This window comes from Streptomyces kunmingensis (assembly GCF_039533535.1).
GTDB lineage: Bacteria > Actinomycetota > Actinomycetes > Streptomycetales > Streptomycetaceae > Streptomyces > Streptomyces kunmingensis.
On sequence record NZ_BAAATS010000030.1, the window covers coordinates 12,778 to 24,917 of the forward strand.

Here is a 12,140-nt window from a genome sequence, read left to right on the forward strand (position 1 = left end):
GGCCCTACCGGTGGTCGCTGCCCGCCGACGAGGAGGCGGCGCGGCCCGCTTCGAGACGGGCGACCGGGATACGGAACGGCGAGCAGGAGACGTAGTCGAGGCCGACCTCGTGGAAGAAGTGGACCGACTCCGGGTCGCCGCCGTGCTCACCGCAGACGCCGAGCTTCAGGTCGGGTCGCGTGGCCCGGCCCGCCTCGACGGCGCTGCGCACCAGGGAGCCCACGCCGTCCTTGTCGATCGTCTCGAACGGCGACACCCCGAAGATGCCCTTCTCCAGGTACGCGGTGAAGAAGGAGGCCTCCACGTCGTCGCGACTGAAGCCCCAGACGGTCTGGGTGAGGTCGTTCGTGCCGAAGGAGAAGAACTGGGCCGCCTCGGCGATCTGGCCGGCCGTGAGGGCGGCGCGGGGCAGCTCGATCATGGTGCCGATGGCGAGCTTCAGCTGGACGCCGCTCTGCTCCTGGACCTCGGCGATGACGCGGTCGGCCTCCTCGCGGACGATCTCCAGCTCCTGGACGGTGCCGACGAGCGGGATCATGACCTCGGCGCGCGGGTCGCCCTTGGCGTTCTTGCGGGCGGCGGCCGCCTCGGCGATGGCGCGTACCTGCATGGCGAACAGGCCGGGGATGACGAGCCCGAGCCGCACGCCGCGCAGACCCAGCATCGGGTTCTGCTCGTGCAGCCGGTGAACGGCCTGGAGCAGCCGCAGGTCGTTCTCGTTGTTGTCCTGGCGGGACTCGGCGAGCGCGACGCGCACCGACAGTTCGGTGATGTCGGGCAGGAACTCGTGCAGCGGCGGGTCGAGCAGCCGGATGGTGACCGGCAGTCCGTCCATCGCCTCGAACAGCTCGACGAAGTCCTGCTTCTGGAGCGGCAGGAGCTGCTTGAGGGACTCCTCGCGCTCGGTGTCCGTGTCGGCGAGGATCAGCTTCTCGACCATCTCGCGGCGCTCACCGAGGAACATGTGCTCGGTGCGGCACAGGCCGATGCCCTGGGCGCCGAACCGGCGGGCGCGCAGGGCGTCCTCGGCGTTGTCGGCGTTGGCCCGTACGCGCAGGCGGCGTACTCGGTCCGCGTAGGCCATGATCCGGTGCACGGCGCCGACCAGTTCGTCGGCGTCGTCCGCGCCGGCGTGCATACGGCCCTCGAAGTACTCGACGACCGGGGACGGCACGACGGGCACCTCGCCGAGGTACACCTTGCCGGTGGAGCCGTCGATGGAGATCGTGTCGCCCTCCTCGACCACCACGTCGCCGACGGTCAGCCGCCGCCGCTTGGTGTCGACGTTCAGCTCCTCGGCGCCGCAGACACAGGTCTTGCCCATGCCGCGCGCGACGACGGCCGCGTGCGAGGTCTTGCCGCCGCGCGAGGTCAGGATGCCCTCGGCGGCGATCATGCCGTCGAGGTCGTCGGGGTTGGTCTCGCGGCGGACCAGGATGACCTTCTCGCCGGAGCGCGACCACTTGATCGCGGTGTACGTGTCGAAGACGGCCTTGCCGACGGCGGCGCCCGGCGACGCGGCGATGCCCCGGCCGAGCAGCTCGACCTTCGCCTCGTCGTCGAACCGCGGGAACATCAGCTGCGCGAGCTGCGCGCCGGTGACCCGCTGGAGGGCCTCGGCCTCGTCGATCAGGCCCTGGTCGACGAGCTGGGTGGCGATACGGAAGGCGGCACCGGCCGTCCGCTTGCCGACGCGGGTCTGGAGCATCCACAACTGGCCGCGCTCGATGGTGAACTCGATGTCGCAGAGATCCTTGTAGTGGTTCTCCAGGGTCTCCATGATCTGCATGAGCTGGTCGTACGACTTCTTGTCGATCTGCTCCAGCTCGGCGAGCGGCACCGTGTTGCGGATGCCGGCGACGACGTCCTCGCCCTGCGCGTTCTGCAGGTAGTCGCCGTAGACGCCCTGGTGGCCCGAGGCGGGGTCGCGGGTGAAGGCGACGCCGGTGCCGGAGTCGGGGCCGAGGTTGCCGAAGACCATGGAGCAGACGTTGACGGCCGTGCCGAGGTCGCCGGGGATGCGCTCCTGGCGGCGGTACAGCTTGGCGCGGTCGGTGTTCCACGAGTCGAAGACCGCGTGGATGGCGAGGTCCATCTGCTCGCGCGGGTCCTGCGGGAAGTCGCGCCCGGCCTCGGTCTTGACGATCTTCTTGAAGCGGGTGACGAGCTTCTTCAGGTCGGCCGCGTCGAGGTCGGTGTCGACCGTGACCTTCTTGGCGTGCTTGGCCTTCTCCAGCGCGTCCTCGAAGAGGTCGCCGTCGACGTCGAGCACGGTCTTGCCGAACATCTGGATGAGGCGGCGGTACGAGTCCCAGGCGAAGCGCTCGTCGCCGGCCTGCTTGGCGAGGCCCTGCACCGACTTGTCGGAGAGGCCGATGTTGAGGACGGTGTCCATCATGCCGGGCATGGAGAACTTGGCGCCCGAACGGACCGACACGAGAAGGGGGTCGTCGGCCTGGCCGAGCTTCTTGCCCATCTTCTTCTCGAGGGCGTCGAGGTGCGCACCGACCTCGTCACGCAGTGCCACCGGTTCGGCGCCGCTGTCGAGGTAGACCTTGCAGGCCTCGGTGGTGATCGTGAAGCCCGGCGGGACGGGAAGCCCCAGGTTGGTCATCTCGGCGAGGTTGGCACCCTTGCCGCCGAGAAGGTCCTTGAGGTCCTTGTTCCCCTCGGTGAAGTCATAGACGAACTTCGCGCCCTGATCGGTTACCTGATCGGTTACCTGAGGATCTTTGTTTTCCGACACGGGTCTCGACTCCTCGAGGCTCGGTGGCTGCCCTGACGGCGAGGAACATACCCAGATCCAAGGCCCCTGGGTACGTCCACTTTGCTGTCATGCGGCCGTAACCACCCGTCCGCCAGGAGATCGAAAGTGACCGCCGGGTACGGGCGCTCGGTGGCGTGAGTTCACTTCCTGAAGGGTCAACTCCCGTAGACCCGGTAAATCGCTCACATGAGCAGTGTGCGCTCTCATGTGCGTTCAGATCATAAATGATCGAGCAGTGGCACTGAGTGCCAGGGCTTGGAGAAGTGCAGTCAGCGAATTTCCGCTCATCTGAGCGTGAAGGTGATCAGGGGTGGCGAGAATCACGCCGTTTGAAGCGGGGTTCGGGCGGGGTGGTTTCACCATGCGGACGCGCTGGTCGCTTTGACGGGGCCGGTCAGGGTGGGGGTGGGTCGCGACGGTGGGGTGCGGCTCGCGTGCGGCGGGGTGGTTGATCCGGCCAGATCTTGGGCGATCACGATCGTGGACGGTGACGGTGGATGGTCGACCGCACCCCGGTGGGGGTTGCCCGCGCAGTTCCCCGCGCCCCTGAAATGCGCACTACGTGCGCCACCTCAGGGGCAGCGGCGAAGCCGCACGCCCCAGGGGCGCGGGGAACTGCGCGACCAGCCCCCACCAGGGCCGCGCCCAACGCACACACCCCCACAGCGCAGCGGCGAAGCCGCACGCTCCAGGGGCGCGGGGAACTGCGCGACCAGCCCCCACCGGGGCCGCGGACGGCGACGAGACGCGATCGGACGCGGCGCGCGCGTGCCCGCACAGGCATAGGCGGCGTACACGCACACCCCGCAGGCCTTCAGGGGCGCGGGGAACTGCGCGACCAGCCCTCACCCACCCGCGGCCGACAGCGAGAGAGGTTCAGACGCGGCGGGGCGAGCCGATCAGCCCCCGGACGTGTCCAACTCCGCATCCTCGGAGAGCCCCGCCCAGTCGTACGGGTCCCGCAACCACCCGTCCGGAAGCACGACCCGGTTGTTGCCGGACGTCCGCCCCCGGGGCCCGTCCGCGCCCGCCGGCCACTCCTGCTCCAGGTCCAGCTCGTCCAGACCGGCCCGGAGCTCGGCCAGGGACGAGGTGATCGCCAGCCGCTTGCGCATCTCGGAACCGACCGCGAACCCCTTGAGGTACCAGGCGACGTGCTTGCGGAAGTCGATGACCCCGCGCGCCTCGTCCCCGATCCACTCCCCGAGCAGGGACGCGTGCCGCACCATCGCGTCGGCGACCACACGCAGCGTGGGCCGTACCCGGTCGGGCCGCCCCTCGAACGCCGCGACGAGGTCGGCGAAGAGCCACGGCCGGCCGAGGCAGCCCCGGCCGACGACGACCCCGTCCACGCCGGTCTCGCGGACCATGCGCAGCGCGTCGTCCGCGGACCAGATGTCGCCGTTGCCGAGGACGGGGATCTCGGGGACGTGCTCCTTGAGCCGGGCGATGGCGTCCCAGTCGGCGGTCCCGCCGTAGTGCTGCGCAGCGGTCCGCCCGTGCAGCGCGATCGCGGTCACGCCCTCCTCGACGGCGATCCGGCCGGCGTCGAGGAACGTGATGTGGTCGTCGTCGATGCCCTTGCGCATCTTCATCGTGACCGGGAGGTCGCCCGCACCGGTCACGGCCTCGCGCAGGATCGCCCGCAGCAGAGGCCGCTTGTACGGGAGCGCGGAGCCGCCGCCCTTGCGCGTGACCTTGGGGACGGGGCAGCCGAAGTTCAGGTCGATGTGGTCGGCGAGGTCCTCCTCCGCGATCATGCGGACGGCCTTGCCGACGGTGGCCGGGTCGACCCCGTACAGCTGGATCGAACGGGGCTTCTCGCTCGCGTCGAAGTGGATCAGCTGCATGGTCTTCTCGTTGCGCTCGACCAGCGCCCGCGTCGTGATCATCTCGCTGACGAAGAGGCCCTTGCCGCCGGAGAACTCCCTGCACAGGGTCCGGAAGGGCGCGTTCGTGATCCCGGCCATGGGCGCGAGGACCACGGGCGGGACGACGGCGTGCGGTCCGATGGCGAGGGGCGTGGTCGAAACGGTCATGCCCCTATTGTCTCGTACGCCGAACGGGGGTCCGCACGGAACGTTCTCCGAACCCGGCCAGGGGCCCGCACGGAAGGGCTCCGAACCCGGCCCGGGGCCCCCACGGAAGGGCTCCCAACCCGGCCAGGGGCCCGCATGGAAGGGCTCCGAGTCCGGTCAGCCCGGCCCAACCGCCACCCGCGCCGCCCGCTCCACCCGCTCCACCCGCTCCACCCGCGCCGCCCGCTCCACCCGCTCCACCCGCGCCAACCTCTCCAACCGCTCCTCGGTCTCGTCGTCCGCGGGCACGTACGCGACGACGCGGTACGCCCCCGTCTCCGGCGCCAGCCACATGTGCCGGTGCTCCAGGTTCAGCAGACCGATCTCCGGGTCCACATGCTCGTAGCGCTTCACGTGCGAGACCATCGACGCGACCTCGCGCCGCTCCCACAGCTCGCGGAACTCCGGGCAGACCGCGAGGAGTTCGTCGACGGGGGCCTTCCACGCGGGGTCGGCGACATGTTCGGCCATCGCCTTGCGGTACTTGGCGATGAGCTCGGGGAGCATGACGTCACGGTCGAGGAAGCGGACGCGCCAGCGGTCGTTCATGAACATCATCCACAGGGCGTTGCGGTGGGCCGGGTCGAGTTCGGCGGGGTCGCCGAAGACGTCGACGTAGGCCCGGTTGTGGGCGAGGACGTCGTAGCGGGCGTTCTTCACCTCGGCCGGGTAGGGCTCCAGGCGCCTCAGCATGCGCAGGACCGTCGGGGTGACGGCCGGGGACATCGTCTCGGCGCGCGGGTCGGCCGTCCCGGCGAGGGCGAAGGCGTGGGCGCGCTCGGTGGGGTCCATGAGCAGGGCGCGGGCGATGGCGTCCAGGACGCCGGCCGAGACGTTGATGGCGCGGCCCTGCTCCAGCCACGTGTACCAGGTGATGCCGACCGAGGCGAGATGGGCGACCTCCTCGCGGCGCAGGCCCGGGGTGCGGCGGCGGGCGGTGCCCGGCAGGCCGACCTGGTCAGGTGTGATGCGCTCGCGGCGGCTGCGCAGGAACGCGGCCAGCTCGGCGCGGCGCACCTCGGCCGTCGTAGCGGCCGGCGTTCCAACGGTCATACCGTCCCCCTGCTCATTTTGCCCCCGTGCTCATGCTGCCCCCGTGCTCATGCCACCAGGATGCCCCCGCCCTCATCCTGTTGCCAGGTACTGCCTGTAACACGATAAGGAGACTCTGGTACCCGTCTGAGCGGGCGACGACGCTGGTCGGCATGGACTCACGCATGAATCACGCATGGAGGCACGCATGAACGCACGCATGGACTCACGTGCCCACCCCCGCGGCATTCCGGATACCGTCGAAAACATGCCCGACGCACCACCGACCCTCACCCATCAGAGGCGCATGCTCGTCCTCGCGATCTGCTGCATGAGCCTGCTGATCGTCAGTCTCGACAACACCGTCCTGAACGTCGCCCTCCCCTCCATGGCGAAGGACTTCGACGCCACGCTCTCGGGCATGCAGTGGACGATCGACGCCTACACGCTGGTGCTGGCCGCACTGCTGATGCTGGCCGGTTCGACCGCCGACCGGATCGGACGGCGCAAGGTCTTCATGACCGGGCTCATCGTGTTCACGGCGGCGTCGGTGGCCTGCTCGCTCGCGCCGAACCTGGACATGCTGGTGGCGTTCCGGATGGTGCAGGCGGTGGGCGGCTCGATGCTCAACCCGGTCGCGATGTCGATCATCACGAACACGTTCACCGATCCGCGTGAGCGGGCCCGCGCCATCGGTGTGTGGGGCGGTGTCGTCGGCATCTCGATGGCCGCGGGGCCGCTGGTGGGCGGCGTGCTGGTGGATTCGGTCGGCTGGCGTTCGATCTTCTGGATCAATCTGCCCGTGGGCCTCGCCGCGCTCCTGCTCACCCTCCGCTACGTTCCCGAGTCCCGCGCCCCCAAGGCCCGCCGCCCGGACCCGGTCGGCCAGCTCCTGGTCATCGCGCTGCTCGGTTCACTGACGTACGCGATCATCGAGGCGCCGGAGGCGGGCTGGACGTCGGCGCGGAATATCGCCTGCGCGGCGGTCGCCGTCGCCTCGCTCGCCGGAATCCTGCTGTACGAGCCGCGCCGCCCCGAGCCGCTCATCGACCTGCGGTTCTTCCGGTCGGCGCCGTTCAGCGGGGCCACGGTCATCGCGGTCTGCGGCTTCGCCGCGCTCGGCGGCTTCCTCTTCCTGTCCACGCTCTACCTCCAGAACGTGCGCGGCCTGGACGCCCTGCACGCGGGCCTGTGGATGCTGCCGATGGCGGCGATGACGCTGGTCTGCGCGCCGCTGTCCGGGCGGCTCGTCGGCAACCGGGGGCCGCGGCTGCCGCTGCTGGTCGCGGGCGTGATGATGACGGCCAGCGGCGTCCTGTTCGCGGCGTTCGACGCGGAGACGTCGAACGTCACGCTGTTCGTCGGCTACGTCCTGTTCGGCATCGGCTTCGGCTTCGTCAACGCGCCCATCACGAACACCGCCGTCTCCGGCATGCCGCGCGCCCAGGCCGGTGTCGCGGCCGCCGTCGCCTCCACGAGCCGGCAGATCGGGCAGACCCTCGGCGTCGCCGTCATCGGCGCGGTCCTCGCGTCGGGCGTCGCCGGATCCTCGTACGCGCAGGCCTTCGTCGGAGCCAGCCGGGGCTGCTGGTGGATCATCACCGGCTGCGGCCTCGCGGTGCTGGTCCTCGGGGCGCTGACCAGCGGCCACTGGGCGCGGGAGACGGCGCGGCGGACCGCCGAACGCCTCGAGGAGCCGGAGGACGCGGCAGCGGCCCGAGCGGCCGCCGGGTCATGAGGCCACGTCATGAGGCCACGTCATGAGGCCAGGTCATGAAGTCAGGTCATGAAGTCAGGTCACGGGCCCCGGTCACCCGGTCGCGCTGAGCGCCAACTCGTAAAGGCGCCCGATGCGTTCGCGGGAGACGTCGTCCACCGGGGTGTACGTCACCATGCGCGCCCCGCTGTCCCGGCCAAGCCACAGATCGGTGTGCGCGACGGCGACCGGCCCCACGTAGGGGTTCAGGAAGTGTTTGACCCTGTTGGGCTGCGAGCGCACCACCTCGTGGCGGCCCCACAGCTCACGGAACTCGGCGGACTCATCGAGCAGCCGCTTCAGTACGAGCTTCCAGGCGGGCTCGGCGAGGTGGTCGGCCATGCCCGCCCGGAACTTGGCGGCCATCAGGCGCAGCACGTCGTCGCGGTGGACGATCGCGGACCGCCACTGCTCGTGCGTGAACGCGAGGAGCATCATGTTGCGGTCCTCGGGCGCGATCGCGTCCAGGTCGCACAGCAGCCGCCCGTAGGTGCGGTTGTAGGCGAGGATGTCGTAGCGGCTGTTCTGCACGCAGGCCGGCATCGGCTCCAACTGCGTGAGCATCTGCCGCAGTTCGGGCGTGAGCGTGGGGCAGCTCGCCGCCGGGGTCGGATCGACCGCGCCGGCCAGGCCGAACAGATGGGCGCGCTCGGCGGCGTCGAGCCGCAGCGTGCGGGCGAGTGCGTCGAGGACCTGCGCCGAGACCTGGATGGACCGGGCCTGCTCCAGCCACGTGTACCAGGTGACGCCGACCGCCGACAGGTGCGCGACCTCCTCGCGGCGCAGCCCGGGCGTGCGGCGGCGCCGGCCGCGCGGCAGGCCCACCTCTTCGGGCGTGATGCGCTCGCGGCGGCTGCGCAGGAACCCGGCCAGCTCGTGCCGCCGGACCTCGGTGGGCCGCGCGTCCTGCGTCATGGTGGTCATCTCCCCAGCCTGTACCCGGCCGCCGCGCACGGCCATCCTGTTTCCGGGTAGAGCTTCTACCAGGATAAGGACACTCTGGTACCAGCCTGAGCGGCGGCGGACGCTCGGTGCCATGACCACCCCTACGCAGTCCCCGCCGGTCGCGCCCGCCGCGGCGCCCGGCTTCTCGCTGAGCGGCCCGGGCCTGTTCACGGTGCTGCTCGGCGCGGCCCTTCCGCTCATCGACTTCTTCATCGTCAATGTCGCCCTGCCCACCATCGACCGCGATCTGTCGGCGAGCGAGCCGGTCCTCGAACTCGTCGTCGCCGGGTACGGCATCGCCTACGCCGTCCTGCTCGTCCTGGGCGGCCGGCTCGGCGATCAGCTCGGGCGGCGCCGGCTGTTCATCGGCGGCATGGCCGCGTTCGGCCTCACCTCGCTGGCCTGCGGTCTGGCGCCGACGGCCGGGACGCTGGTCGTGGCGCGGGTCGCGCAGGGCGCGGCGGCGGCCGCGATGCTGCCGCAGGTGCTCGCCACGATCCAGGCCACGACGGCCGGTCCGCGCCGGGCCAGGGCCATGAGCATGTACGGGGCGACGGCCGGCCTGTCGATGGTGGCGGGGCAGGTGCTCGGCGGCGTACTCGTCTCCGCGGACCTGTTCGGCTCGGGCTGGCGCTCGGTGTTCCTGGTGAACGTGCCGGTGGTCGTCGTCGCCCTTCTCCTCACGGTCCGCGCGGTCCCCGAGACCCGCTCGGCGCGCCCCGAACGGGTCGACGTACCCGGCACGGTGCTGCTCGCCCTCGCCCTGATCGCGCTTCTCGCCCCGCTGACCGAGGGCCGGGCCGCGGGCTGGCCGCTGTGGACCTGGCTGTCACTGGCGGCGTTCCCGGTCCTCTCGTACGCCTTCTACGCGGTGGAGCGCCGGGCGGACCGGGCGGGCGGCTCGCCGCTGATCCCGCCGTCCCTCTTCCGACTCGTCTCGTTGCGCCGGGGGTTGGCGCTCGTGGTCCCGTTCTCGGTCGGGTTCAGCGGGTTCATGTTCGTGATCGCGGTGGCGCTCCAGCAGGGCGAGCGGCTGGACGCGACCGCGGCGGGTCTGGCGCTCGCCCCGATGGCGGCGGTCTTCTTCGCCACGTCGCTGGCCGGCCCCCGCCTGGTGGCCCGCTGGGGCACGCGCGTCGTGACGGCGGGCGGTCTCGTCCAGGCGGCCGGGGTGGCGCTGATCGCGCTGGCGGCGCGGCACACCTGGCCGGAGCTCGGAGTGCTCCAGCTGCTGCCGGGCGCGGCGCTCGCCGGGGCGGGCCAGGCGCTCCAGCTGCCCATCCTCTTCCGCATCATCCTGTCCGAGGTCCCGTCGGCGCGGGCGGGGGTCGGCAGCGGTGTGATGACGACGTTCCAGCAGGCGGCCCTGGCGCTCGGCGTGGCCACGCTCGGCACGCTCTTCCTCTCCCTGAACCCCACTCTGGGCATGCGCGACGCCCTGGTGACGACGCTGCTGGTGCAGCTCGCGGCGGTGGCACTGACGGTGGGGCTGAGCCTGCGGCTGCCCCGACAAGTGGTGTGACACGCAGAGGGACGGCGCACACCACACCACGGGTGACAAATGACAGGTGACAGATGACAGATATTGAAATCTGTCATCTGTCATGCCAAGGTGGAGGCATGAACCTCTCCACCCAAGCCCTCGGCACCACCGGCCCGCACGTCTCCGCCCTCGGCCTCGGCTGCATGGGTATGTCCGCCCTGTACGGCGACGCCGACCGCGTCGAGTCCATCGCCACGATCCACGCGGCCCTCGACGCGGGCGTCACGCTCCTCGACACCGGGGACTTCTACGCGATGGGTCACAACGAGATGCTGATCGGCGAGGCCCTGCGCACCGCCCCGGCCGCGGCCCGCGACGCGGCGCTGACCAGCGTGAAGTTCGGCGCCCTGCGCGACCCGGACGGCGGCTGGAGCGGCTACGACGGGCGGCCCGCCGCCGTGAAGAACTTCGCCGCGTACAGCCTCCAGCGCCTCGGCGTCGACCACATCGACGTCTACCGGATCGCCCGCCTCGACCCCGACGTGCCGATCGAGGAGACCGTCGGCGCGATCGCCGAGCTGATCGAGAAGGGCCACGTCCGGCACATCGGCCTGTCCGAGGTCGGCGCGGAGACGATCCGCCGGGCCGCCGCGACCGCCCCGGTCTCCGACCTCCAGATCGAGTACTCCCTCATCTCGCGCGGCATCGAGGAGTCGATCCTGCCGACCGTGCGCGAACTGGGCATCGGCATCACCGCGTACGGCGTCCTGTCGCGCGGCCTGATCTCCGGCCACTTCACCCAGGACCGCACGCTCGCCGCGAACGACTTCCGCGGTATGAGCCCCCGCTTCCAGGGCGAGAACCTCCGGCACAACCTCGGCCTCGTCGAGCAGCTCCGCAAGATCGCCGAACAGAAGGGCGTGAGCGTCGCGCAGATCGCGATCGCCTGGGTACTGGCCCAGGGCGCGCTGCACGACGCCGCCATCGTGCCGCTGGTCGGCGCCCGCACCCGCGCCCGTCTGACCGAGGCCCTCGGCGCGCTCGACGTCACCCTCGACGCCGCCGACCTCGCCGCGATCGAGGCGGCCGTGCCCGCCGACGCCGCGGCCGGCGAGCGCTACCCGGCAGCGCAGATGGCACACCTCGACAGCGAGCGCTGATCAGGGCCCGGTACGGTCACTGACATGGCACCGACCGAAACTCTGACCCCCGAGCGCATCCTCGCCGCGACCGAGGACGTGCTGCGCCGGCACGGGGCCGCGAAGGCCACCGTGGTCGACGTGGCGCGCGCGCTCGGGGTCAGCCACGGCTCGGTCTACCGGCACTTCGGTACGAAGGCGGAGCTGCGCGGCGCGGTCACCAGGCGCTGGCTGGACCGGACGACGGCGGTGCTGGCCGAGGTCGTCGCGGGCCCGGAGGAGCCGCCCGCCAAGCTGCGGCTCTGGTTCGCGGCCCTGTTCGACGCCAAGCGGCACAAGGCGGGCGACGACCCCGAGCTGTTCGACACGTATTCGGTGCTCGCGAGGGAGAACAGCGACGTCGTCTACGCGCACATCGACGAGCTGACGGACCAGCTGACCGCGATCCTCCAAGAGGGCGTCGGCCAGGGCCGGTTCGAGGCCCCGGACATCGGCGTCACGGCCCGGGCCCTCTTCGAGGCCACCACCCAGTTCCACGACCCGGTGCACGCGCCGGAGTGGTCACGGCCCGGCGCCCAGCAGTCGTTCGACACGGTGCTGACCCTGCTGCTGCGCGGCATCGCCGCCCGCTAGGGCCCGTCTTCAGGAACCCCCGGGGTCCACGGTCGCCTGGTGCTCCCGCTCCAGGTGCTCCCGCGCCTCGAGAGCCTGTCTTATCCACGGCAGGAACCGCGCCGGCCTGCGCCACCCGCACGTCTCGCACGTCAACCGCCGCCGCAGCCCGACCCGTTCGATCCATACGACATGACCGCGGCCGTGCTGGTCCCAGCGGCTGACCTTGTTGTTCGTCGTGTGAGGCACAGCGGCAGTGTGCAGCAAAAGGCCCCGGCCCACCGTCGGAACGGCGGACCGGGGCCCTTCAAAGACAGGTGAAGCTGGG

Annotated in this window: 9 protein-coding genes; 4 read left to right on the plus strand and 5 right to left on the minus strand. The window is 71.0% G+C overall.

The annotated features are described in order from the left end of the window. Positions 1 to 4: 4 nt before the first annotated feature. The 3 genes from ppdK to ABD366_RS33490 all read right to left on the minus strand — a co-directional run bounded on the left by ppdK (position 5) and on the right by ABD366_RS33490 (position 5,898). Positions 5 to 2,746 carry a pyruvate, phosphate dikinase gene (ppdK, locus tag ABD366_RS33480; RefSeq protein ID WP_324772234.1) on the minus strand — a complete coding sequence of 914 codons (2,742 nt, stop codon included), beginning with the start codon at positions 2,744 to 2,746 and terminating at the stop codon, positions 5 to 7. Positions 2,747 to 3,666: 920 nt separating this feature from the next. After that, complete coding sequence (gene dusB, locus ABD366_RS33485) at positions 3,667 to 4,806, minus strand: tRNA dihydrouridine synthase DusB (RefSeq protein WP_324772235.1); 1,140 nt, start codon at positions 4,804 to 4,806, stop codon at positions 3,667 to 3,669. A 156-nt stretch (positions 4,807 to 4,962) separates the two neighbouring features. Further along, entirely contained in the window at positions 4,963 to 5,898 is a 936-nt protein-coding gene (locus ABD366_RS33490) for a helix-turn-helix transcriptional regulator (RefSeq protein ID WP_324772236.1), read from the minus strand. 247 nt (positions 5,899 to 6,145) lie between these two features. Between ABD366_RS33490 and ABD366_RS33495 the strand changes: the two genes are divergently transcribed. Next, a complete protein-coding gene (locus ABD366_RS33495; protein WP_324772237.1) occupies positions 6,146 to 7,615 on the plus strand; it encodes an MFS transporter in 1,470 nt (489 codons plus the stop codon). A 72-nt stretch (positions 7,616 to 7,687) separates the two neighbouring features. Here ABD366_RS33495 and ABD366_RS33500 read toward each other — a convergent pair whose 3' ends face one another. Then, positions 7,688 to 8,557: a helix-turn-helix transcriptional regulator gene (locus ABD366_RS33500; protein WP_324772238.1), complete on the minus strand. Its 870-nt coding sequence runs from the start codon at positions 8,555 to 8,557 to the stop codon at positions 7,688 to 7,690. 112 nt (positions 8,558 to 8,669) lie between these two features. Here ABD366_RS33500 and ABD366_RS33505 point away from each other — a divergent pair, with 112 nt between their 5' ends. From ABD366_RS33505 to ABD366_RS33515, 3 genes are all read left to right on the plus strand, one after another. Continuing rightward, positions 8,670 to 10,100, plus strand: coding sequence for an MFS transporter (locus ABD366_RS33505; RefSeq protein WP_324772239.1), 1,431 nt, complete (start codon positions 8,670 to 8,672; stop codon positions 10,098 to 10,100). A gap of 98 nt (positions 10,101 to 10,198) precedes the next feature. After that, entirely contained in the window at positions 10,199 to 11,221 is a 1,023-nt protein-coding gene (locus ABD366_RS33510) for an aldo/keto reductase (protein ID WP_324772240.1), read from the plus strand. Positions 11,222 to 11,245: 24 nt separating this feature from the next. Next, on the plus strand, positions 11,246 to 11,833 hold the full coding sequence (locus ABD366_RS33515) for a TetR/AcrR family transcriptional regulator (RefSeq protein ID WP_324772241.1): 588 nt from the start codon (positions 11,246 to 11,248) through the stop codon (positions 11,831 to 11,833). 9 nt (positions 11,834 to 11,842) lie between these two features. Here the strand turns inward: ABD366_RS33515 and ABD366_RS33520 are convergent, their stop codons facing one another. Continuing rightward, the gene (locus ABD366_RS33520) at positions 11,843 to 12,061 is read right to left on the minus strand and encodes a hypothetical protein (RefSeq protein ID WP_324772242.1); all 219 of its coding nucleotides are present in this window, start codon (positions 12,059 to 12,061) and stop codon (positions 11,843 to 11,845) included. Positions 12,062 to 12,140: the final 79 nt, after the last annotated feature.